Origin of the sequence: Limnohabitans sp. Rim8, assembly GCF_945901735.1 — a bacterium.
Taxonomy (GTDB): domain Bacteria; phylum Pseudomonadota; class Gammaproteobacteria; order Burkholderiales; family Burkholderiaceae_C; genus Limnohabitans_A.
In genome coordinates this window covers 1-22,841 of sequence record NZ_CAMDLM010000024.1, presented here as the reverse complement: position 1 = coordinate 22,841, position 22,841 = coordinate 1, and the positions used below count along the sequence as shown (strand labels likewise).

The following is a 22,841-nucleotide window of genomic DNA, read 5'->3' as shown; positions in this document are numbered from 1 at the left end:
GATGGAGTTGTTGGTGGCGGCATGCTTTATGGGTGTGAGCTTGTTGGTCATCACAGACAGTATTCGCGTAGGGAATGCATGGGGCAATGATGGCCCAGAGCCTGGGTACTTTCCTTTTTACATTGGTTGCCTTTTGTTGGGCGGCGCGGCTTGGGTTATTTTGCAAACCCTGCTGACTTGGAAGCAGGACGATGGCCAAGAAGTATTTGCTGAAAAGCATGAATTCAATTTGATGTTGCTGATGCTCATCCCGTCTGCGGTTTTCACAGCCGCCATCTTTGTGTTGGGAATTTATTTGGCCTCACTGACTTTCGTAGCAGCCTTTATGGTCTGGCAGGGCAAATACAGTGTCGTCAAATCCATAGCCGTCGGCTTCGGTATCAGCGCGGCATTGTTTGCCTTGTTTGAAGTTTGGTTCAATTTGCCTTTGCCCAAAGGCTTTATTGAAACTTGGTTGGGCTATTGATCATGGATGAACTTAACAATCTGTTTCATGGCTTTGCCGTTGCGCTGACACTGCCGAACATTGGCTTCATGCTGATTGGTATTTTGTTGGGCGTGTTAATTGGTGTTTTGCCAGGTTTAGGTGGCGCCAATGGCGTGGCTATTTTGCTGCCTCTGACATTTGGAATGTCACCCACGTCCGCCATCATCATGCTGTCTTGCATTTATTGGGGGGCATTGTTTGGCGGGGCCATTACTTCCATCCTGTTCAACATTCCGGGAGAGCCATGGTCTGTGGCCACCACCTTTGATGGCTATCCCATGGCCCAAAAGGGCAAGGCCGCTCAGGCTTTAACCGCGGCTTTCACGTCGTCATTTGTGGGGGCCTTGGTGGCTGTTCTCATGGTGACATTTTTGGCGCCCGTGGTCGCTAAGTTTGCGCTTAACTTTGGACCGCCTGAATTCTTTGCCGTTCAGTTGTTGACTTTTGCAAGCTTCATTGGCATGAGCAAAGAACCCCCTGTCAAAACCATGTTGGCCATGATGTTGGGTTTTGCTTTGGCTGCCGTGGGCTTGGACAGCGTGACCGGCACCTTGCGCATGACCTATGGCCAAGAAAGTTTGCTCAAAGGCTTTGACTTTTTGATCGCGGTCATTGGCCTTTTTGGTATTGGTGAAATTTTGCTCACCATGGAGGAAGGCCTTGCGTTCAAAGGACAGAAGGGTCGCATCACCCTCAGAGATGTCCTTGACACTTGGAAGGAACTGCCCAAGTACTGGGCGACTTCCTTGCGCGCTTGTTTGATCGGCTGCTGGATGGGCGTGACCCCAGGGGGCGCAACACCTGCTTCGTTCATGAGTTACGGTACAGCCAAACGGATGTCGAAGCATCCTGAAAACTTTGGCAAGGGCGCCATTGAGGGTGTGATTGCACCCGAAACTGCCGCCCATGCCGCAGGCACTAGTGCTTTGTTGCCCATGCTCACACTGGGAATTCCTGGCTCACCCACGGCGGCCGTTTTGTTGGGCGGACTCTTGATCTGGGGACTGCAACCCGGCCCCTTGTTGTTCACCGAGCAAAAAGATTTTGTTTGGGGTCTGATTGCCTCCATGTATTTGGGCAACATTGTGGGCTTGATTGTGGTGTTGACCACCGTACCTTGGTGGGCGGCGATCTTAAGAATTCCTTTTTCGATCATTGCGCCAGTCATTGTGGTGATCTGTGCCGTGGGGGCCTACACGGTTCACAACAGCATGCTCGATGTCGTCTTGATGTTGGTCTTTGGCTTGATGGGCTACGCCTTCAAAAAGCTCAAGTACCCTCTGGCGCCCTTGGTCTTGGCTTTGGTGCTCGGAGACATGGCTGAAACCAGCTTTAGACAGTCCATGCTGATTTCCAAAGGCAGTTTGGACATATTTGTCAGCACGCCTTTGGCCGGCTCGATCACTGTCCTGGCACTCATCATGTTGGCTTGGCCCCTGCTGGGGTGGTTCAAAAAACTCAGTCGAGGCTAAGGCCCTTGCCTTTGCTTAAAACACTTTGCTCGAGCAAGCGCGTCAAGGCGTAAACCGAGTCGAGTGTGGGGGTGGGCATATTGCAAATTTTGCCCAGCTCAATCACGCTGCCTAAAAGCGCCTCTAATTCCAATGCTTTGCCATGCTCAATGTCTTGCAGCATGGAAGTTTTGTGAGCACCAACAGCTTGGGCGCCCGCAATCCGTTTGTCGATGCTGATCTTGAATTGAACGCCCAGTTTTTCACCCACAGTTTGGGCTTCTGCCATCATGCGGGCTGCCAAATTGCGGGTGAGGTCAAAATTGCAAATGTCTTCGAGCGTGGCGTGCGTCAAGGCAGACACCGGGTTGAAAGTGAGGTTGCCCCAAAGTTTCACCCACAACTCACTGCGAATATCCGTCGACACAGGCGTCTTGAAACCTGCGGCAATCATGGCCTGCGCCAATGCGGTCACGCGTTCAGATTTTTCGCCACTGGGCTCGCCCAAAGTAAAGCGATTGCCTTCAATGAGTTTGACCACACCAGGCGCGACCAATTCAGCGGCGGGGTACACCACCGCGCCAATCACCCGCTCTGGGCCGATGTGCTGCCATTGAGCGCCTCCGGGGTCAATGGAAGTCAATTGGCGGTTTTGGTACTCGCCCGCCAAGTTGTAAAAGTACCACCAAGGCACGCCGTTTTGCAGGGTCACAACCGCCGTATGGTCATGGCACAGTCGCCCAATTTGCTCGGCCACGGGGCTGACCTGGTGCGACTTCATGGTCAAGAAAACATAGTCGTGAGGCGTCGCTTCATCGATGGTGCAGGCCTTGACATGGGGGGCGTGCAAAGAGGTGCCGTCTTCTAGCGTGAGCGTCATGCCATTGGCTTGAATGGCTTTGAGGTTTTCTCCGCGCGCAATGAAGGTGACGTTGCAACCCGACAAGGCCAACTTCACCCCGAGGTAACCCCCAATGGCGCCTGCGCCCACAATGGCAATGTTCAAACTCATGCTGACGCTTTCATGGTGTTGGAGAGGGTGCCAATGCCTTCAATGCTCACTTCGACAACGGCATCATTTTGCCAAGGCATGGCCCCGATGGATGTGCCACAAGAAATGATGTCGCCAGGCTCCAAAGTCATGCCTCTGGAGAGTTTGGCGACCAATTCTTGGGGTGAGAAAAACATGTCGCTCACAGGGTAATTTTGGCGCTCTCGTCCGTTGACTTTGGCGGTCACGATCGCTTGGGTGCAATCCAAATCGGTTTCTATCCAAGGTCCGAAAGGGGTAAAGCCATCGAAATTTTTGGCACGTGTCCATTGCTCAAAACTGGTGTCTGAGCGCAGTAACTCAACGGCTGTGACGTCGTTCACACAGGTGTAGCCAAAAATATAGTGTGCAGCTTCCGCGAGTGGGATGTCGCGTCCACGTCGACCTATGACGATGCCCATCTCGGCTTCGTAAACCACCCGTCCTACATCCTGATGGGGCCGAACCACAGATTGCAGGTGGTGGGAATAGGAGTTGGGCGATTTGAGAAAGTAGAGCGGCTCTGAAGGGGCACTCCAGCCATTTTTTTCTGCAGCCGTTTTGAAATTGTTCCAAAGCGCCAAAATTTTGGTGGGTTGGCAGGGCGCCAATATCTCAACGTCCGACACACGCAAGGTCTCGCCCGTGGGTTGCGGATGGTCAAAAAGAGAACCTCGATGAACATGAATGGTTTCACCCACCAATTGACCCATGCCAACCTGGCCTTGGTGTGAAAAGCGCAGCCACCTCATGCTGTTTCCTAGATGAATTCAAATGGCGTTAAGGGTGTCTGCAAGTGCCACCGGACCGGCATCCTGAACCGGGGTTCAGGTGGGCGAGGGCAGACTGGCGTTGGGTTCATCTGACGCGAGATGATCACGCTCACCAGCCGATGTTCCAAGCCCGGGCTCTAAGAGCATTGGTTCAAGGAAATATAAAGCCCGGCATGCACTGCAGACGAAACCATTGTAGGGGCTAAACCGCAGCGCGTGCTGTCACCTGATGAACAAGCCTCAACCCAGCTGTCCGGTGTTTTACAGCAGCTGGCCGTCTTGCTCAATGACCCGGTCCAGGCGCTGCAGCAATTGCGCCAGCCGCGCTTGCGCGTCGGGCGGCACGTCGGCAGCAGGAGGGGCATTGCTGCCTTGCTCGGTAGCTGGGGGCGCCTCGGTTTGTTCAAAAGCCAGGTTCAGCGCGGCCAGCACGGCAATGCGGTCTCGCGCCTTGATCTTGCCTGCATCGCGGATCTTGCACATGGCTTCGTCCACCTTGCGCACCGCGCTCAGCAAGCGCTCTTCGCCGCCTTCTGGGCAACCCAAAATGTAGCTTTGGCCCATGATCTGGACATCGATTTGTTTGTTGCTCATGTGGAGGCCTCAGGCGATGCGGGGGCAGCGGTGGAGGCCGAAGTGGGCAGCCGTTCAATGAGGGCATCCACACGGGCTCTGGCGGCGGCCAGGCGCGACTTGAGTTGGTCGCGCTCCAAGCTCAGCGCCTGCACTTGCTGGGTCAGCAAAGCGTTGGTGCGTTGCAGCTCTTCGTGGCGCAGCAGCAAGTGATCCACACGCTCGGCAATTTGATCGATGGTGTCGGAATAGGCCATGGCAAACAAGAAAAATGGAGGCCTCTATTGTAGGCCGTGCAGCACCGGGCCCAATGATTTTGTAGCTTTGACGGCAGTTTTGAGCCTAGAATGAAAGTTGTTGGTGCTCGCGATGCCGGTTCACGGCGCGCAGTTCAACGGGAAGCAGGAGGGACAAGCCATCACGGCCCACCTAACCTGCGCTGCCCCCGCAACGGTAAGCAGACGGTTTTTTGCTCACGCCAAAAACCAGCTTTCATCTGAAACCACTGGCCGCCCTGAAACAGGCGGCTGGGAAGGTGATGAAGGTCGCTCTGTCAGCCCGGATACCGGCCAACAAGGTGACCTGTCGCAAGACCGGTTGTGAAGCCCATGCACTGTCGGGGAAGGCGGTGAGGGCGTTTGACTTGTTGGTTTCTTATGAAAAACTGTTCCCTTCGTGTGCGCCGTTTTGCGCCGTCACTTTGCGCCCCTGTACTTTCCGTGCCTGCGCTGTCCCTGTTGTTTATGGCAAGCGGCGCTGCCCTGGCACAAACCGCGGGGACTGAAATCGTGGTCACCGCCAGCCGCACCGAGCAAATCCTGACCGACGTGCTGCCCCACACCACGGTGCTTGGGCGCGACGCCATTGAGCAGTCGCAGGTGATGGACTTGCCCACCTTGTTGTCTCGTGAGGCGGGTTTTCAGTTCACCCAAGCAGGGGGCAGGGGCGGGCAGGCCACGGCATTTCTGCGCGGCGCGGCATCCTTGCAGGTGCTGGTGCTGGTCGACGGTGTGCCCGTCACCAAGCAAGACACCACGGGTGCCGTGAGCCTGGAGCACATCATGCTCGACCAAGTGGACCGGATTGAAATCGTGCGCGGCAACGTCTCGGCCATCTATGGCAGCGGCGCGGTCGGTGGGGTGATTCAGGTGTTCACGCGGCAAGGCCAAGGGCAGCCCACGGTTTACGCCAGCGCCGAGCGCGGCTCGCAGGGCACCCAGCGCTGGCATGCTGGCACGCACGGCGCGGCCGGTCCATTGGCTTATGCGGTGTCTGTCGGGCGCTTTAGCACCGACGGCATCAACGCGGCCAATCTGTCACAAACACTCAATGCCAACCCCGATGGGGACGGTTACCGCAATGACAACCATGCGCTGAACCTGTCCTACAAACTCAGTCCCGAGCACAAGTTGGGCCTGCGCTCGACTCACTTCAAGGGCCGCTTTGACTACGACGTGCCGGGCAGTTTTTCCGAGCCGACCGACGTGCACCAAGGGCGCACCCAACTCGACAGCCACACGCTGTACTGGGCAGGTCGCCTGGAGCCACTGTGGTCCAGCCGCTTGAATGTCACAGACGCCAAGGAGCGCAACGACACGGACACCTTAGGTGGCTACTCCTTCACCACCCAGGCCGTCACCCGCACACGCATGGTGTCGTGGACGCACCAGTGGGACCTGCCCACCATGGTCTTGTCAGCTGGACTGGATCACCAGACCCAAGGCATCGACATGGCCACCGATGGTGTGTCTGGCCTGTCGCGTGAGCGCAAAGCCCATGCGCTGTATGGCGGGGTGCTTTACAAGCTTCAATCGCACAACCTGCAGTTCAATTTGCGGCACGACGATGTTGAAGGTCTGTCGGCCAAGGACTCGGTGTACCTGGGCTATGGCTACAACCTCAACCCACAATGGAAGCTGATTGCCAGCCACGCCACAGCCTTCAACATGCCCCCGCTGGGTTATTTGTTCGACCCCTACAGCGGCAACCCGAACCTGCGCCCCGAAACCGCCAACACGCAAGAGTTGGGCGTGCAGTGGGCGCAAGGGCCACACCGCTTGCGCTCGACCTGGTTCTCTACGCTCACCAAAGACCTGCTCCTGTATGACATGGGCAGTTTTCAGTTCAACAACGTCAGTCGCGTCAAAAACAGGGGTCTTGAAACCAGCTACAACGGTCGTTTTCACATGACCGATTTGCGCGCCAGCTTGTCGTTGCAAGACCCGGTGAACGAGGCCACAGGTCAGCAATTGGTGCGCCGGGCCAAAACACTGGCTTCGCTGTCGGTCTCTCAATCGCTGGGCTTGTTGTCTTTGGGCGGCAGTGTGCGTTACACCAGCGCACGCCCTGACATGGAAGGCAAGCCTGGCTTGCCCAGCAACACCTTGCTGGACCTGACCGCCCGCTACAGTCTGAGCCGCGACTGGACGCTGTATGGCCGCGTGGAAAACGCCACCGACAGCCGCTACCAAAGCGCTTATGGCTACAACCAGCTGCCGCGCACCACCACGCTGGGCCTGAGCTGGAAAATGAAGCATTGAACGTACCCGGCCCATGCAACACCTCTTGCCCCAACGCATCGTTTGCCTGACCGAGGAAACGACCGAATGGCTGTACCTGCTGGGGCAGGAGGCGCGCATTGTAGGCATCTCGGGCTATACGGTGCGCCCGCGCCGGGCCCGCGAAGAAAAGCCCAAGGTCAGTGCATTTTTGACCGCCAAGATCGACAAAATCCTGGCGCTCAAGCCTGATTGTGTTTTTGGGTTTTCAGACCTGCAAGCCGATATCGCGTCTTTGCTGATCAAGGCCGGTGTGCAGGTCACGGTGTTCAACCAGCGCAGTGTCGATGAGATTTTTTCGGTGCTCTACCAAGTGGCCGCGATGGTGGGGCAGGCCGAGCAGGGCTTGGCCCAGTTGTCGCGCATGCGCGCTGAACTGGACGCCATCGCTCAAAAGGCGGCGGGTTTCAAGCGTCGGCCCCGGGTGTATTTTGAGGAATGGGACGAACCCCACATGAGCACCATTCGCTGGGTGTCTGAGTTGATGGGCATTGCGGGCGGGGACGATATTTTTCCTGAGTTGGCGCTGCAATCCATGGGGCGCGACCGGATCATCGCCAGCGGCCAAACCATCGTGGAGCGCGCGCCCGACATCGTCATCGGCTCTTTGTGCGGCAAGAAGTTTCGCCCCGAAAAAGTTGCGGCGCGGCCCGGTTGGCAAGACGTGCCTGCCGTGCGCACCGGGCAGATTTTTGAAATCAAATCGGCCGACATTTTGCAGCCTGGGCCTGCGGCGCTCACCGATGGCGTGGCGCAGATGCACCGCATCTTCAGCCAGTGGGAAGCGCTGCATGGTTGAGCGTTTGACTTCAGGTCGGCGCTTCGTTTGGAAGACAAGCACCTGGATTTCTGCCTGCGCAGGAATGACGACCGACTGGTTTGTTGGGGTGTTGGCCTGTTTCTTCTCAATCGGATTATTGCAGCCCGCACACGCCGTCACCGTGCTCGACGATCGCCAGCAAAAAGTGCAGATCGTCCAAGCGCCGCAGCGCATTGTGAGCTTGCTGCCGTCCCTCACCGAAACTGTGTGCGCCTTAAAGCAGTGCGACAAATTGGTGGGTCTGGACCGCTATTCCAACTGGCCCGAGTCGGTCAAGTCGGTGCCGCGCGTGGGCGGCGGGCTGGACCCGAACATCGAAAGCATCGTCGCGCTCAAGCCTGACTTGGTGTTGGCGGCCGGTTCGACCCGAGGTGCCGACCGCTTGCAGGCGCTGGGCCTGAATGTGCTGCGGCTGGAGCCGCGCAACCACGCCGACGCGCAGCGCGTGTGGAGCACCGTGGCGCAGGCGCTGCATGTGCATGTGGCCGACAGTGATCGGGTGTGGCATGGCATTCAGGCGGGCGTGCAGGCGGCGGTGCAGTCGCTCAGCCCGGCTGCGCGGCAGCAGCGGGTTTACTTCGAGGTGAGCCCCGCGCCCTATGGCGCGAGTGAATCGTCCTTCATGGGCGAGACGCTCACGCGCATGGGCGTGGCCAACATCCTGCCCGCGTCCATGGGGCCGTTTCCGCAGGTCAACCCGGAGTGGGTGGTGCAGGCCCGGCCTGACGTGATCATGGCGGGCGACAGCAGCCGCGCCAGCATGCTGCAGCGCCCGGGTTGGAGCCGCTTGCGGGCCATGCAAGGCCAGCGCCTGTGCGTGTTCAAGCAGGGCGATTCAGACATGCTGGTGCGCGCTGGCCCGCGCATGGCCGAGGGCGCGCAGCTGATGGCCGACTGTCTGAACCGCGCAGCGGCCCAAGCTGAGACTGGAGCGCAGCGGTGAACGCCAACAGCCACGCACCGCGCTGGGCGCTGCTGCTGTTGGCCTTGGGCCTGGCCGTGGTGGTGCTGGGCACGGCCGCTGGCAGCCAGGGCTGGCAGGCTTGGTGGTCGGCAGGGGCCGATGCGGTGTCGCGCCAAATCGTGTGGGACATCCGTTTGCCGCGCAGCTTGGGCGCCTGGCTGGGTGGGGCTTTGCTGGGCCTGGCCGGGGCGGTGGCGCAAGGCCTGTTTCGCAACCCGCTGGCCGATCCGTATTTGCTGGGCAGTGCCTCGGGCGCATCGCTGGGCGTGGGGGTGTATTTGAGCTTGTGGGGGGGCAGCGCCTGGGCCATGAACGCTTGGCTGGGCTTGAGCCTGACCGGGGCGGCTTTTGTGGGCGCGGTGCTGGCGGTGGTGCTCACCCTGCTGTTGGCGCGTGGCGTGCAGCAAACGCTGCGCCTGTTGTTGGCGGGGGTGGTGGTGGGTGTGGTGCTGGGGGCGGTCACGTCGTTGATCTCGCTGCTGCAGCCGCAGGTGTTGCAGGCCATGCAGGGCTTCATGCTGGGCTCGACCGCATTTGTCAGCTGGAGTGCCTGCGCCACCATGGTGGTGGTGCTGGCCCTGTGCTTGGCCTTGGCCTGGGTCTTTGCCCGCGTGCTGGATGCGCTCAGTTTGGGTGAAGCCACCGCGCAAAGCCTGGGTGTGCCGTTGCCGCAGGCACGCATGGCGCTGGTGGGCGTGATTTCGCTGGCCACGGGGGCGGCGGTGGCGCACATCGGTCTGGTGGCGTTTGTCGGCTTGGCCGCGCCGCATTTGGTGCGCTCTCTGGTGCGCTGCACCCACGCTTGGCGCTTGCTGTTGTCGGCCCTGATGGGCGGGGCCTTGCTGGTGCTCGCCGATGTGGTGGCCCGCGTGCTGTTGGCGCCGCAAGAGCTGCCCGTGGGCGTGCTCACGGCGGTGCTGGGCGGCGGCTATTTGCTGTGGCGCGTGTACCGCGATGCCGACACCGGAGTGCGCTCATGAGCGCCGCACTGCAAACTCGGCAATTGAGCGCCGACTTGGGTGGCCGCAGGGTCCTGCAGGGCATTGACCTTCAGATCGCGGCGGGCCGCTGGACCTGTGTGGTGGGCCCCAACGGCGCTGGCAAAACCAGCTTGCTCAAAGCGCTGGCGGGCTTGCTGCCGCACAGCGGGCAAGTGCTGTGGCAGGGCCAGCCGCTGGCTTCGCTCACACGCCAGCAAAAGGCGCTGCAGCTGTCGTGGTTGGGGCAGGGCGAAGCCAGCACGCTGGACTTGCGTGTCTGGGACGTGGCCATGCTGGGCCGCATGCCACACCAAAGCTGGTTGGCTGCGCCATCGGCGCAAGACGCGCAGATGGTGGAGGCTGCGCTCAAGGCCACACAGGCCTGGGAATGGCGTGAGCGCAGCTTGGGCGAGTTGTCGGGAGGCGAGCGCCAACGCGTGCTGCTGGCCCGCGTCATGGCGGGCAACGCACCCACCCTGCTGATGGACGAGCCCCTGGCCAACCTGGACCCGCCGCACCAAGTGGACTGGCTCGAGCAGGTGCACTGCCTCTTGGCGCAGGGCACCACGGTGGTCAGCGTGCTGCATGAGATTGGCATGGCGCTGCATGCCGACGACATCGTCGTCATGTGCGAAGGCCGGGTGGTACACCACGGCGCAGGGCGCGACGCGGCCACGCACGCGGTTATTGAGGATGTTTTTGGTCAGCGCATCCGCATCCACGCGCTCGACGGGCAGTGGGTGGTTTTGCCGCGGGTTTAACGCATGTGAGTAGCGGTATGGGTAGGTCGGTGCCTTCAGGTCCGACATCTTCGATGCGCCAACGCCGCTTGAAAATGTCGCTTCGCAAAAAGATGAAATGTCGGACCGTAAAGGCCCGACCTACGAGAGGTATGTCGCGCCCCTGCGATGGGATCGGTCTTCGTAGTGCCTTCAGGTCCGACATAGCGCTGCGCCTGTGGGTCAAGATGCCCAATGCGTGGACCCTGGCCCCCGAGTTTCCGGGGCGCAGCGGCTTTCCGGCGTCTGCTGTTTTGGCCTGATCGGTTCAGGCCGCCCTCAGCGTTCTGACTTGCTCGCGGGCACGGCCTTTTTGGGTGATGCTTTGACTGTCGCTGGTGAGTCCAAAAACAAGAGCGTGTCCACATAGCCCATGAAGCGGTGGAGGTAGTCGGGCGAGAGGTCGCGCATCAGACCCAGCGAGCGCAGCACCAGCATGTGCGAGTTGATAGGCCCGGCGTTTTGCGGGGCTTGTGCGATGGCTTGGGAGACTTGTTTTTGCACGCTGATCTTGCCCAACTGCTGGCGGAACTGCGCCACGCGCGGGTTGTCCATGCGTCCATGGCCGCTCGGGCTCAAGGGCCTTTCGGCCGAGGGCGCTGCCATGTCCCGCAGCAATACCGACAGGGGCGATGGCGTCAGGTGGGCGGACGGGGCGTGCTGCTTTTTTTGCGCTGCCAGCCGCGCCTGCAACTGCGCAAGGGCCGACTGCAGCTTGGCCTGCAGCAGTGCTTGCGCCGGGCCTGTTTGGGTGCGGGTGCGTTCGGCCAGCACTTGGATGTGGTGCCAGCCCACGGGGTCCCTTTGGGCAGCCTCTGTGGCCAAAGCGGCCCCTTCGGCCTGCGACAGGTTCAGCGCATCTGCGGGTGTGGGCAGCGCCTCGGGCGGGCAGGGCGTGGCTTGGGTCATGGCGCAGTTTGCGGGGCCATACCGGATGTCTGTGGCGCAGCCGTGGCCGCGTTGCTGGCCTTGGGCACCGGGGCCATTTCCACGCGGCGGTTTTGTGCGCGGGCTTGTTCGCTGGTGTTGGGCACCAAGGCTTGTTCCTGGCCAAAGGCGGCGGCGAACAGCAGGGACGCGGGCATGCCTTCTTCGATCAGGGTGCGCGTCACGGTGAGGGCCCGCTGGGCCGAGAGTTCCCAGTTGTCCGCAAATTCGCGGTTGCGGCTGGTGACCGCCTTGTCGTCGGTGAAGCCGCTGACCATGAGCATTTCGTCACGCGTTTGCAGGTAGCTGCGCAGCGGCAGTACCAGGCTTTTGAGCAGCCGGCGGCCTTCGGGCTCGAGCTGGTCGGAGTTGAGTTTGAACAACAATTTGCCGCTGATGCCGATGCGGCCGTTGTTCAGGGTGATGCGGCCACTGGCCAAAGGAATGGCCAAGGCGTTTTCGAGCGAGAGGCGTTTTTGTTCTTCGATCTGGCGCTTTTGCACCTCCACCTCCAGCTGCGAGGCCATGTCCAGTTGCGCCGCCATCACACCCACCAACAGCAGCACAAACGCGCCCAGCAGGCCGGTCATAAGGTCGGCAAACGAGATCCAGGTGGCCGATGTGGCTTCGACGTCGGCGTCGTGTTCCAGCATCAGACCGCTCCTTCGGGGGACAGGTCGGTGCGGCGTTGCAGGGCATCGAGTACGTCCTTTTGGCTGCCGATGCTCAGGTCAATGATCTCGCGGGCCTGCGCCACGTAATAGGCCAGTTGCTCGTCGCTGCGCGTCATCGATTGGCCCAGCGCCTGTTCGATGCGCTGCAGTTGGGCCATGAGTTGCTCGTTGGTTTGGCTGAAGGCGCGCACGGCAAAGCCCAGGCTCTCGCCCAAGCTGGCCACGTCCACCGCGCTGGCCGTGACTTGCGCGGCGATGTCGCCCAGCTTGCCGGTTTCCAGTGCGACGTGTTGCTGGAACTGCTCGCTGGTCTGCGCCAGCGAGGCCTGGCTGCTCACCAGCAGGGCGTCGATCACGCCGCGCTGCTCTGTTGACGCGTGGTTGATCGCGTCCAGCAAGCCGCTGAGCGTGCACAGAATGCGGGTGCGCTCTTCGAGCAGGGCGTTGTCGCGTGCCACGCTGACTGAGATTTCCTGGCGCAACTGGCCAATGACTTCGGCCGCGGCTTTGGGCGCTTGCGAGGCGGTTTCGATCAGCCGGGTGATGGGCGCTTCCAAGGCGGTGCCCAGGGTGCTCAGGTGGGCTGTGACGGTGCTTTGCAGTTCGGCCAAGCGGGCCACGGCGGCCTGGCCGCGCGCGTCTTCGGCTTGGCGCAGGGCCGACAGTTCCTGGCGCAACAGGGCCGAGAGTTCTTCGGCGCGCTGGCTGTGATGGGCGGTCCACTGCGCCTCGGCGGCGATGCGCGTTTGCACCAGCGCTTCGCTGCTGGCCAGCAAGCGGGTGATCTCGGCCAGGGTTTGGGTGGCCTGGGTTTGGCTGTGGGTGCTGATGTCTTGCGCGGTGCGTGCCAGGGCGTCGCAAATGGCTTGTTGCTGGGTCAGGGTGTGTGTGCCCGAGGCTTGCCACTGCTGGTGCAGCGCATCGGCCATGCGGTGCAGCGCGGCTTGCCAACTGTCCAGGCGCTGCTGGTCGGCGCTGCTTTGCTGGGCGTGCTGCTGGGTTTGGGCGCTGCCCACTTGCGCGACCAAGGCCTGGGCGCTGCGCTCGAAGTTGTGGCCGAAGGCCTCCAGTGTCTGGCCCACGCGCTCGCTCATGCGGCTGCTGCTTTGTTCGTGCAGGCTGAGCGTCTGGGCGCTGGTGTGGGCCAGCGCGGCGGCGGTGGCCGTCAGCTGCGTGTGCACCTCGCCCAGTTGCTGTTGGGTGTTGTGCAGCAAGCGGTCGTTCAGGCTTTGGGCCTGTTCGGCCAGCTGCGCCATGGTGGCTTGCACCACGGGGCGAATGCCATCGCTGGCCAGTTGCAGGCTGTGGCTCAGGCTGGTGCGCAGCGACTGGTCCACCGACTGCGCCAGGCCCGTGTAGGCGCTGTGCACCTCTTGCTGCACCATGTGCTGAAAGCTGTGCTGGCTGGCCAGCAGTTGCGTGTGGGTCTGCTCGGTGCTGCTGGCCATCTGGGTCATCAGGGCCTGCAGCTGCTGCAGCACTTGCGGCAGGGCCTGTGCTTGCTGCTCCAGCGCCAGGTAACTTTGCTGGCGCTGGTGTGCGAGCGAAAAACGCTGCAGCTGGGTGTGGGCCAGGGTGTCGAGTTGCTGCGACGACAGGGCGCGTTCACGCCGGGCCAGGCTGCTCATCAGGCCCAGCATGGCCGAGGTGGCCACGCCCGCGACCGAGGTGCCAAAGGCCAGGCCCAAGCCTTTGATGGGTTCGGAAAACGCGGCCCGCACGCCTGCAATGGAGTTGGAGCCTTCGAGCGCGAACACCGCACCGTTGAGCGTGACCACCATGCCCAAAAAAGTGCCGAGCATGCCCAGCATCACCAACAAGCCCACCAAATAAGGCGTGAACACCGGGCCGGGCAGGGCCACGCGCTCGTCTTGCACCCGTTGGCGCACCGGGTTTTGCAAGGCCGCAGGCAGGGTGTCGAGCCAGTCATTCAGCTGCGCCAGATCGGTGGGGACTTGGTTCAGACCTTGGTTCAGCGCGTTCGTGGTGGCGCGGTATTGGCGCAGTTCCCAAGCGCCAAAACCATAAACGGCACCAATCAAAAGGGTCATGACCAGCACCAAAAAGTGGCTGTTGGCCACGGCTGCCGCGACCCAAATCAGGGCCAATGCGCCCAGGCCAAAGGCGATCAAAAAAGAAAAACGTTTCATGGTTTGGGTGTGGCGAAAGAGGTGAGGGCTTCGAGCAGTCCGAGGCTCGGTTGTAGTCGGGTGTCGAGTTCGGCCAGCAAGGCTTGGTGAAGGGTTTGGCGAAGGGGCATCAGCCAGCTGCTTGGGTCGGCATTGGAGGTGTCATTTGGATTCCCGTCAGTGACGTCAAAGTTGTTCGTGGCGTCAATGGCGGCATCGGCAGTTTCAGTGGCCAGTGCCGCTGGTTGGGCTTGAGCCTGAAGCAGCATGTGGGTTTTGAGCGCTTGCATAAAGCGCTTTTCCAGCAGCTTCGACGTTTTGGCCAGCAGCGCCGCTTCGCGTTCGGCGAGGATGTTTTCAAAAGTGGCGTCGAGTGCGGCCAGTTGCTGCCCTGCGCCGCCGCGCTGGCTCAGCTGCAGGCGCAACTGGGCGCGCAAGCTGCGCAGGGTGCTGTCCATTTGCCGCTGGTGGGCGGCCACAAAGCGGCGGTAGGGCGCAAACGCGGTCTTGATCTCCACTGGCGCGTCCAACTCCGGGGCGGGCATGTCGATGCGCGCCAGGCCCGAGCCCGCGGGGGCACCTTGGGTGATGGACTCGACCAGTTGGGCGCGCACTTTGTCCACATGCCTGGCCAGTGCACCGGGGGCGAGGGGGGCCATGCGCTGCACATGGGCCGGCAGGGGGGCGGGTGGTGCCGCACTGGCTGTGTCTGTTGGCAGCACGCCGTGCAGGGCAATGGCCTGCCGAAAATCCAGCCAATCGCCCAGTTTTTGCCCCACATCCTCTGCCTGACGGGCAGGCGCAAGCAGGCCGTTTTCGGTCAGAAAACGCACCAAGCTGGCGCTGTAAAGGCTGGCACGCGGCAGGGCTCGCGTCATGGGTGTGTGAGGGTGTTGAATCGGACAAGCAGAACCGAAGGCTCTTGTGGCAACGGGCGCAAAGCGCTCACGTCATGAACTGCCGAATTTGGCAGAGAAAGGATTTTACCTGTTGAGATTCTGGCGAATTCTTCGCTTTTGAACTCCAAAGGAGTCAGTTGCTGCAATATTTCAGAGGCATTCCATCTTGACCCGGCTCTCTAAAGCTTCAGCTTATGCGCGACAGGAATTGGCGGGTCCAGGCGGCTTGCGCCTGCGTCAGAACCTGGTGCTGCGCTGGCTGGGCGGGCAAGCCCAGCACCTGGGCCGCCTGGCCCAGTGCCGCCCAGGGGTCAGACAGGTCCAGCGCCAGCGCGCCGTTTTGTTTGCTGAGTTTTTCACCATCCGCGCCCAGCACCAGGGGCGTGTGCAGGTACTGGGGGGTGGGCAGCCCCAAAGCGCGCTGCAGCACGATTTGCCGGGCGGTGTTGTCGGCCAGGTCTTGCCCGCGCACCACATGCGTGATGCCTTGCGTAGCGTCGTCCACCACCACCGCCAGCTGGTAGGCCCACAGGCCGTCCGCGCGGCGCAGCACAAAGTCACCCACTTCGGCGCACACGTTTTGCTGTTGCGCTCCCAGGCGGCGGTCGTGCCAGTGCGTGGTGTCGGGCAGGCTGAGCGCCGATTGCACGGCCAGCACATTCAGCCGCCAAGCGCGGGCGGGTTTGCCATTCAGGCCCTCTCGGCAAGTGCCGGGGTACACGGCGGCGCTGTGCCTGGCCACGGCTTGGGCCGATTCAATCTCTTTGCGCGTGCAGCCGCAGGGGTAGGCCCAGCCTTTTTCAACCAAGCGTTGCAAGGCGGCGGCATAGGCATCGCCCCTTTGGCTTTGCCGCATCACCGGGCCATCGGGTGCCAAGCCACAGGCCGCCAGTTGTTGCAAGATGGCCTGCTCTGCCCCGGGCACGCATCGAGGTGTGTCCACGTCTTCGATGCGCACCCGCCACTGGCCGCCGTGGGTTCGAGCGTCCAGCCAACTGGCCAGCGCGGCCACCAGCGAGCCGTCATGCAAAAGGCCGGTTGGCGAGGGCGCAAACCGGCCTGTGTAAACCTCAGACATGCAGGGTCAGCGTCGGGTGATCAGCGCTTCTTGAGCACCGCCAAAGCCAGCTCCAAGCCTGAGACGAACGCGTCTTCGACCCGGTGGCCCAAGCACCAGTCGCCGCACAGGCCAATGCCCTGGTCTTTGAACCACAAGTGGCTTTCGCCCAGGGGTTGGACGGTCTTGGCGTACAGCCAGCGGTGCACCTCGGCCAGGTCCGGGGTGACGCGGATGCCGGTGATTTCGGCAAAGGCCTTAATGAGTTTGCCTTTGATGCGATCGGGCGTGTCGTTCACATGCTCGGCCGACCAGGGGGCGCTGGCCTGCACGGTCCAGCGCTCGATGCGCTCGCGCCCGGGTTTGGACGATTCGCGGGCCATCCAGGCGATGCGGTGGTGCGTGCTGCGGGCCGCGTTCCATTGCGGGCCGAGGGTGATCAGGCCCGGTTGAACGGCCTGGGGGTAGGCCAGCATCAGCGTCCAGCAAGGGTCTACACGCACCTCTTTGAGGGGATCGGCCAGTGGGCCTTGGCCCGAAGCCTGAAGCAAAGCCTGCGCCTGGGCGGGCGGAATGGCCAGGATGACTTTGTCAAAACCGGCGTAGATGTGCTGACCCCCATCTTCGCTTTCGGTGTGCAGTTGCCAGCCGTTTTTCCGGAGGGGGTCGGGCGAGATGTGGGTCACGCGGGTTTGCAGTTGCACATTGCCGTCTTCGACCAAAGGCGCAGCCCAGGCTTTGACCAGGCCGTTCATGCCGGGGCTGGCCACCCAGTGGCGTTCGCCGCCGGGCAGGCCGGCTTCGATCACGCGACCATTGGGGTCGAGCACGCGCACGGCGTTGGCGCTCCAGGGTCTGCACACGCCGGGGGCGGTGGCAATGGCCAGCTCAAAGCGCGGATCGCGCACGGTGAAGTACTGCGCCCCGTGGTCAAAGCCGCCAAAGGCGCTGGCGCGGGTGGACATGCGTCCCCCTAAGCCTCGGCTTTTTTCGAACAAAGTGACGTTGTGGCCGGCCTGGCGCAAAGTGCGGGCGCAGGTAACGCCGGCCATGCCGACACCGATGATGGCGATGTGTGGTGTGTTCATGGGTTCACTTTAGCTGAGAAATGGGGCTTGAAACTGCCCGGGTGGGTTATTCCCGATGGCGGTTTTTGTGGCGCTTTTCACACACGGTGCACGGGTTGCAACAGCGCCTCGCGCGTGGCGGGCCTGTCCAGCTGATTGAGCCACCAGCGCAGGGCTTGGCCGGCGGGCGTTTGCGGGGAGTCTCGCCAAGCGAGGTGGCAGGTGTTGCTGCGCGGGGTGTGAACCTGCTTGGCCACCAGCAGGCCCATGTCGATGTAAGGCCTGGCCAACGATTCGGGTAAAAAACCGCCCCCCAGACCGCGCAATTGCGCTTCAAGTTTGCTCAGCATGTCGGGCACGGTGAACACGTCTTGTCCCCCTTGCAGCCCGATGGTCAGCCCTGTGCCCCGGCTGACCGAATCGGCCACGGCCACGGCGCGGTGCTGTTGCAAGTTGGCGTCCGTCAGTGGCTCGGCAGCTGGGGCCAGTGGGTGGTGCGGGGCCACGGCATACACAAAAGCGATCTCACCCAGCACCGCGTGCCGCAAGTCGGTTTTCAAGCCCGGCTCCAGCACCACGCCCAGCGCCAGATCGGCCTGGCCCGAGGTGAGCGTAGCCAGCGTGCCCGACAAGGTTTCATAGCGCAGCCGCAGCCGGGTGGGTGCGTCCAGCGCCAGAAAACTGCCGCACAAGTCCATCACCACGCTGCGCGAGACGATGCCGTCGACTGCCACGGTGAACACTGCTTCCCAGCCCGTGGCGACGCGGCGCACGCGGTTGGCCACGGCGTCCATGTCGTCAAGCAAGCGGCTCGATTCGCGCAGCAACTCGCGGCCTGCGGCGGTGGGCACGGCCTGGCGGGCACTGCGGTCAAACAGCAGCACATCGAGCGCGTCTTCGAGTTGACGCACCCGGTAGGTCAGGGCGCTGGGCACCAGGTTCAGGGCGCGGGCGGCGGCGGCAAAACTGCCTTTTTGCTCTATGGTCTGCAACATGAGCAGGGTTTCGGGGGTCAGCCAGTCGCGGGGTGTTTGCATGGTGTTTGCTCAATCGTTCAATTGCTTTGAATGATGCCAGCAAATCAGGGCCACTTTCAAGCGGGCCCGTCGGGCTAAAGTTCATAACTCGCCAAGACGCGAGCCCCTCCGACTTGACAAGGACACGCCCATGCAGAACATCCGCAAATCGACCGACCGAGGCTACGCCGACCACGGCTGGCTGAAGTCGTTCCACAGTTTTTCTTTTGCCAATTATTTTGACCCGGCGCACATGGGGTTTGGCAATCTGCGCGTCATCAACGAAGACCGCATTGCGCCGGGCACCGGTTTTGGCACGCACGGCCACCGCGACATGGAAATCATCAGCTACGTGCTGTCGGGCAACTTGGCCCACCAGGACAGCATGGGCAATGTGAAGGGCATTCCGCCCGGCGACGTGCAGCGCATGAGCGCAGGCAGCGGCGTGCAACACAGTGAGTTCAACCACGCCCAAGGCGAGCAGACCCACTTTTTACAAATCTGGATCGAGCCCAATGTGACCGGCATCGACCCCGGTTACGAGCAAAAGTCGGTGCCCGAGAGCGCCAAGCGTGGGCAGCTGGCGTTGGTGGCTGCGCCTGCACCAGACGCCCAGGCGGCCGCGCACACGGTTGCAATCCACGCCGATGCCCGCATGTACGCAGGCCTGTTCAACGGTTCGGAAAGTGCCACGCTGACCTTAAACCCCGCCCGCAAGGCTTATGTGTTTTTGGTGCGTGGCGCGCTGCAGGTCAATGGCCAGGCGCTGGCTGCGGGCGATGCGGCTATGCTGCAGGCCGAGTCTTCTTTGGCCTTGAGCGAAGGGCAGGACGCCGAAGTCTTGGTGTTCGATCTGGCCGCCTGAATCCCCCCCTCTGTCTTTTTATTGAAGGAGTTTTTCTCATGTCCAAAACCATTGTTATTTACCATTCTGGCTACGGCCACACCCAGCGCGTGGCCCAATTTGTGGCCCAAGGCGCCAACGCCCAAGTGATCGCCATCGACGCCGACGGCAACATCACCGACGCCGACTGGACCGCATTGGATGCGGCCGACGCGATCGTCTTCGGCTCGCCCACTTACATGGGCATGGCCTCTTGGCAGTTCAAGAAGTTTGCCGACGCCACTTCCAAGCGTTGGTTCACCAGCGCCTGGAAAGACAAGGTCGCGGGTGGCTTCACCATTTCGGCCAGCCCGAGCGGCGACAAGCTGTCCACTTTGCAATACTTCATCACCTTGTCCCAGCAGCAAGGCATGATTTGGGTAGGTCAGCCCGCCCTGAACGACGGCACCATCAACCGCATCGGCTCCAACTCCGGCGTGATGGCCCAGGTGGGTCCGACCAGCCCCGCAGAAGACATCCCCCAAGGTGACTTGGACACGGCCAAAGCCTACGGCCAGCGCATCGCCGCTGTCGCTGCCAAGCTGCGCGGCTGACACCCTGCGTGGGAGGGGCACGCTCTCGCAAGAGCGGCCCACCTCGGTTAGCATGGCAGCATGAAAATCATCACCATGCTGCCGTGGCCCGATTGGCTGGCACTGATCACTTTTTTTGCTTTGTGGGTGGGCTATGCCTGGCTCGCCAAGGTGCGCGGTCTGCGCGACCAAAGCCTGATCGCCACCACCAACCGTTACCGCCAAATGTGGATGATGCAAGCCACACGGCGTGACCCGCGTGTGCTGGACGGCGTGATCACCCAGAACCTGTCCCAAACCCCGGCCTTTTTTTCGTCCACCAGCATCATCATCATTGGGGGTCTGTTTGCGCTGCTGGGCACCACCGACAAAGCCGCCGAGTTGGTGGGCGAAATCCCGTTTGCCCAGCCCACGCCTTTGCTGGTCTTTGAACTCAAGATTTTGGTGATGGTCGGCATCTTTGTGTACGCTTTTTTCCGGTTCTCTTGGTCCATGCGTCAGTACACCTTTGTGGCACTGGTCATCGGGGCAATGCCTTCGCCCGAAGACTTTGACGCCAAACGGTATGACCGCCAGCACTTTGCCGAGCGTGCGGGCAATTTGGTCAGCGCCGCCGCCGAGACCTTCAACGATGGTTTGCGGGCTTATTACTTTTCATTCGCCGCCATGGCCTGGTTTTTTTCGCCCATGGCACTGGTGCTGGCCACGGCCTTGGTGGTCTTGATTTTGTACGGGCGCGAATTTCGCTCTGAGGTGCTGCAGGTCTTGCGCGACTGAAAACGCACACCTTTTGCCGCAGGGTGACCTTCTACAATGGCAGGCTATGTTTGTCCATCTTCGCCTTCACTCTGAATTCTCTGTGGTTGACTCGACTTGCCGCATCGACGATGTGGTCAAGATCGCGGCCAAAGACGCCCAGCCCGCACTGGCCATCACCGACCTGAACAACCTGTTCGGCACCGTGAAGTTCTACAAGGAAGGTCGCGGCAAGGGCGTCAAACCCATCATCGGTGCCGAGATCAACCTGGAAGGCTTGGGCGGCGACGCAGGCGCCACCAGCCGGGTGGTGCTGTTGGTGCAGAACCACCGCGGTTACTTGCACCTGTGCGACTTGTTGGCCCGCGCCTGGACCCAAAACGTGCTCAAAGGCGTGGCCGTGGTCAAACTGGCCTGGCTGCAAGAGCTGTCTGAAGGGCTGATTTTGCTGTCCGGCGCACAAGCGGGGCCAGTGGGTCAAGCCCTTGTGCAGGGCGACACCGACAAGGCGGCCGATGTGGCGCTGCAGTTGGGCTCGATTTTTCCGCACCGTTTTTATCTGGAGCTGCAACGCGCAGGCCGCCCGGAAGACGAGCCGCAAGTGGCCGGTGCGGTGACCTTGGCTGCACGTTTGGGTTTGCCGGTGGTGGCCACGCACCCGGTGCAGTTTCATGGGCCAGACGATTACGAAGCCCACGAAGCGCGGGTGTGCATCTCGGAGGGCGAAATCCTGGCCAACCAGCGCCGGGTGCGCCGCTTCACACGCGAGCAGTATTTCAAGTCCACCGCGCAAATGTGCGCCTTGTTTGCCGATGTGCCGAGCGCCCTGGCCAACACGCTCGAGATCGCCAAGCGCTGCAACCTGACCTTGGTGTTGGGCAAACCTCAATTGCCCGACTTCCCGATTCCCCCCGTGAACGGCGTGGTCATGTCGGTCGAAGACTATTTCCGCCACATGTCTTTCGAAGGTCTGGAGGCGCGCTTGCGCCACCTGTATCTGGCACAAGCCAAGCGAGACGAAGAGCGCCCGCGTTATGTGGAGCGGCTGGAGTTTGAGCTGAACACCATCTTGAAGATGGGGTTCCCGGGTTACTTCCTGATTGTGGGTGACTTCATCCAGTGGGCCAAGGCCAACGGCTGCCCCGTGGGCCCGGGCCGGGGTTCGGGTGCGGGCTCGCTGGTGGCCTATGCGCTCAAGATCACCGACCTCGACCCCCTGCAGTACAACCTGCTGTTCGAGCGCTTCTTGAACCCCGAGCGGGTGTCCATGCCCGACTTCGACATCGACTTTTGCCAAGGCAACCGGGACCGGGTGATTGACTATGTGAAGGACAAATACGGCCGCGACGCCGTCAGCCAAATCGTGACCTTTGGCACCATGGCCGCACGAGCGGCGATCCGCGATGTGGGCCGCGTGCTGGACATGAGCTACACCTTTTGCGACGGCATCAGCAAGCTCATTCCCAACAAGCCGGGCATGTCGGTTACGCTGCAATACCCGCCCGCCACGCCCAAAGAAGGCGACAAGAACAACTACGCGATTGCCATGGAGCCCATCTTGGCCGAACGCATCGAGCGCGAAGAAGATGTCAGGACCTTGATCGAGCTGGCACAAAAGCTCGAAGGCATGACCCGTAACGTGGGCATGCATGCGGGTGGTGTGTTGATTGCGCCGGGCAAGCTGACCGATTTTTGCCCGCTGTACCAGCAGCCGGGCAGCGAATCGGCGGTGAGCCAATACGACAAGGACGACGTGGAAGCGGCCGGTCTGGTGAAGTTCGACTTCTTGGGCCTGGCCACCCTGACGATTTTGGAGATCGCCCGCGAGTTCATCATCAAGCGGCACAAGGGCCAGGAGAACTTCGCCTTTGAGAACATCGCGCTGGACGATGCACAGACCTACAAACTGTTTTCGGATGGCAAGACCGAGGCCGTGTTCCAGTTTGAAAGCCGCGGCATGCAGGGCATGCTGCGCGATGCGCGCCCCAGCCGCCTGGAAGACTTGATTGCGCTGAACGCGTTGTACCGCCCCGGTCCCATGGACCTGATCCCCAGCTTTGTGGCGCGCAAGCACGGGCGCGAAGAGGTGGCCTACCCGCACCCCGCCGTGGCCGAGATGCTGAGCGAGACCTACGGCATCATGGTCTACCAAGAGCAGGTGATGCAGACGGCGCAAATTCTGGGCGGTTACTCGCTCGGTGGCGCCGACTTGCTGCGCCGCGCCATGGGCAAGAAAAAGGCCGAGGAGATGGCCGAGCACCGGGTGAAATTCCGTGAAGGCGCTTTCAAAACCCACAGCATGCCCGAGGCGAAAGCCGACGAAATTTTTGATTTGATGGAGCGCTTCGCAGGCTACGGCTTCAACAAGTCGCACGCCGCCGCTTATTCACTGCTGGCGTACCACACGGGCTGGCTTAAGGTGCACTACACCGCCGAGTTCTTCTGCGCCAACATGACGGTGGAAATGGACGACACGGACAAGCTC

22 protein-coding genes and 1 riboswitch are annotated in these 22,841 nt (G+C 61.6%); of the genes, 11 read left to right on the top strand and 11 right to left on the bottom strand.

All coding sequences use genetic code 11. The features are described 5' to 3' along the window. The first annotated feature begins 1 nt into the window (after position 1). Positions 2-466 (top strand): tripartite tricarboxylate transporter TctB family protein, encoded by a 465-nt coding sequence (locus Q0O99_RS12250; RefSeq protein WP_293751901.1) that lies wholly within the window; start codon positions 2-4, stop codon positions 464-466. 2 nt (positions 467-468) lie between these two features. Further along, positions 469-1,959 carry a tripartite tricarboxylate transporter permease gene (locus Q0O99_RS12245; RefSeq protein WP_293751899.1) on the top strand — a complete coding sequence of 497 codons (1,491 nt, stop codon included), beginning with the start codon at positions 469-471 and terminating at the stop codon, positions 1,957-1,959. On the opposite strand, the gene Q0O99_RS12240 is transcribed toward Q0O99_RS12245, so the two are convergent. The 4 genes from Q0O99_RS12240 to Q0O99_RS12225 all read right to left on the bottom strand — a co-directional run bounded on the left by Q0O99_RS12240 (position 1,946) and on the right by Q0O99_RS12225 (position 4,571). Then, positions 1,946-2,944, bottom strand: a complete 999-nt coding sequence (locus Q0O99_RS12240; protein WP_293751975.1) for a 2-dehydropantoate 2-reductase — start codon at positions 2,942-2,944, stop codon at positions 1,946-1,948. The two genes, Q0O99_RS12245 and Q0O99_RS12240, sit on opposite strands and share 14 nt — an antisense overlap. A gap of 2 nt (positions 2,945-2,946) precedes the next feature. After that, on the bottom strand, positions 2,947-3,720 hold the full coding sequence (locus tag Q0O99_RS12235; RefSeq protein ID WP_293751897.1) for a fumarylacetoacetate hydrolase family protein: 774 nt from the start codon (positions 3,718-3,720) through the stop codon (positions 2,947-2,949). Between the two features lie 282 nt (positions 3,721-4,002). Further along, positions 4,003-4,335 carry a cell division protein ZapA gene (locus tag Q0O99_RS12230; RefSeq protein WP_293751895.1) on the bottom strand — a complete coding sequence of 111 codons (333 nt, stop codon included), beginning with the start codon at positions 4,333-4,335 and terminating at the stop codon, positions 4,003-4,005. Further along, positions 4,332-4,571 (bottom strand): DUF904 domain-containing protein, encoded by a 240-nt coding sequence (locus Q0O99_RS12225; protein WP_293751893.1) that lies wholly within the window; start codon positions 4,569-4,571, stop codon positions 4,332-4,334. The genes Q0O99_RS12230 and Q0O99_RS12225 overlap by 4 nt, the downstream gene beginning before the upstream one ends. Before the next feature lie 84 nt (positions 4,572-4,655). Then, positions 4,656-4,903: riboswitch (cobalamin riboswitch) on the top strand. Between the two features lie 154 nt (positions 4,904-5,057). Between Q0O99_RS12225 and Q0O99_RS12220 the strand changes: the two genes are divergently transcribed. From Q0O99_RS12220 to Q0O99_RS12200, 5 genes are all read left to right on the top strand, one after another. Then, on the top strand, positions 5,058-6,854 hold the full coding sequence (locus tag Q0O99_RS12220; protein WP_293751891.1) for a TonB-dependent receptor: 1,797 nt from the start codon (positions 5,058-5,060) through the stop codon (positions 6,852-6,854). A gap of 13 nt (positions 6,855-6,867) precedes the next feature. Then, the gene (locus Q0O99_RS12215) at positions 6,868-7,671 is read left to right on the top strand and encodes an ABC transporter substrate-binding protein (RefSeq protein WP_293751889.1); all 804 of its coding nucleotides are present in this window, start codon (positions 6,868-6,870) and stop codon (positions 7,669-7,671) included. 64 nt (positions 7,672-7,735) lie between these two features. Beyond that, a complete protein-coding gene (locus Q0O99_RS12210) occupies positions 7,736-8,635 on the top strand; it encodes an ABC transporter substrate-binding protein (RefSeq protein WP_293751887.1) in 900 nt (299 codons plus the stop codon). Further along, entirely contained in the window at positions 8,632-9,636 is a 1,005-nt protein-coding gene (locus Q0O99_RS12205; RefSeq protein WP_293751885.1) for an iron ABC transporter permease, read from the top strand. The genes Q0O99_RS12210 and Q0O99_RS12205 overlap by 4 nt, the downstream gene beginning before the upstream one ends. Continuing rightward, complete coding sequence (locus tag Q0O99_RS12200; RefSeq protein WP_293751883.1) at positions 9,633-10,397, top strand: ABC transporter ATP-binding protein; 765 nt, start codon at positions 9,633-9,635, stop codon at positions 10,395-10,397. Before Q0O99_RS12205 ends, Q0O99_RS12200 begins: the two co-directional genes overlap by 4 nt. A gap of 297 nt (positions 10,398-10,694) precedes the next feature. On the opposite strand, the gene Q0O99_RS12195 is transcribed toward Q0O99_RS12200, so the two are convergent. The 7 genes from Q0O99_RS12195 to Q0O99_RS12165 all read right to left on the bottom strand — a co-directional run bounded on the left by Q0O99_RS12195 (position 10,695) and on the right by Q0O99_RS12165 (position 18,205). Beyond that, on the bottom strand, positions 10,695-11,324 hold the full coding sequence (locus tag Q0O99_RS12195; RefSeq protein WP_293751881.1) for a DUF2894 domain-containing protein: 630 nt from the start codon (positions 11,322-11,324) through the stop codon (positions 10,695-10,697). After that, entirely contained in the window at positions 11,321-11,995 is a 675-nt protein-coding gene (locus Q0O99_RS12190; protein WP_293751879.1) for an OmpA family protein, read from the bottom strand. The genes Q0O99_RS12195 and Q0O99_RS12190 overlap by 4 nt, the downstream gene beginning before the upstream one ends. Then, positions 11,995-14,166 (bottom strand): DUF802 domain-containing protein, encoded by a 2,172-nt coding sequence (locus tag Q0O99_RS12185; RefSeq protein ID WP_293751877.1) that lies wholly within the window; start codon positions 14,164-14,166, stop codon positions 11,995-11,997. The genes Q0O99_RS12190 and Q0O99_RS12185 overlap by 1 nt, the downstream gene beginning before the upstream one ends. Further along, the gene (locus Q0O99_RS12180; RefSeq protein ID WP_293751875.1) at positions 14,163-15,023 is read right to left on the bottom strand and encodes a DUF3348 family protein; all 861 of its coding nucleotides are present in this window, start codon (positions 15,021-15,023) and stop codon (positions 14,163-14,165) included. Before Q0O99_RS12180 ends, Q0O99_RS12185 begins: the two co-directional genes overlap by 4 nt. Positions 15,024-15,231: 208 nt before the next feature. Then, on the bottom strand, positions 15,232-16,122 hold the full coding sequence (gluQRS, locus tag Q0O99_RS12175; RefSeq protein ID WP_293751873.1) for a tRNA glutamyl-Q(34) synthetase GluQRS: 891 nt from the start codon (positions 16,120-16,122) through the stop codon (positions 15,232-15,234). A gap of 20 nt (positions 16,123-16,142) precedes the next feature. Then, entirely contained in the window at positions 16,143-17,189 is a 1,047-nt protein-coding gene (locus Q0O99_RS12170) for an NAD(P)/FAD-dependent oxidoreductase (protein WP_293751871.1), read from the bottom strand. 77 nt (positions 17,190-17,266) lie between these two features. Next, positions 17,267-18,205, bottom strand: coding sequence for a LysR family transcriptional regulator (locus Q0O99_RS12165; protein WP_293751869.1), 939 nt, complete (start codon positions 18,203-18,205; stop codon positions 17,267-17,269). Positions 18,206-18,335: 130 nt separating this feature from the next. Here Q0O99_RS12165 and Q0O99_RS12160 point away from each other — a divergent pair, with 130 nt between their 5' ends. From Q0O99_RS12160 to dnaE, 4 genes are all read left to right on the top strand, one after another. Beyond that, positions 18,336-19,049 carry a pirin family protein gene (locus Q0O99_RS12160; protein WP_293751867.1) on the top strand — a complete coding sequence of 238 codons (714 nt, stop codon included), beginning with the start codon at positions 18,336-18,338 and terminating at the stop codon, positions 19,047-19,049. Positions 19,050-19,087: 38 nt separating this feature from the next. Beyond that, the gene (locus tag Q0O99_RS12155) at positions 19,088-19,621 is read left to right on the top strand and encodes a flavodoxin family protein (protein WP_293751865.1); all 534 of its coding nucleotides are present in this window, start codon (positions 19,088-19,090) and stop codon (positions 19,619-19,621) included. 60 nt (positions 19,622-19,681) lie between these two features. Continuing rightward, on the top strand, positions 19,682-20,377 hold the full coding sequence (locus tag Q0O99_RS12150) for a DUF599 domain-containing protein (protein ID WP_293751863.1): 696 nt from the start codon (positions 19,682-19,684) through the stop codon (positions 20,375-20,377). Positions 20,378-20,423: 46 nt separating this feature from the next. Next, the coding region (gene dnaE, locus Q0O99_RS12145) for a DNA polymerase III subunit alpha (RefSeq protein WP_293751861.1) at positions 20,424-22,841 on the top strand (2,418 nt) is incomplete at its 3' end.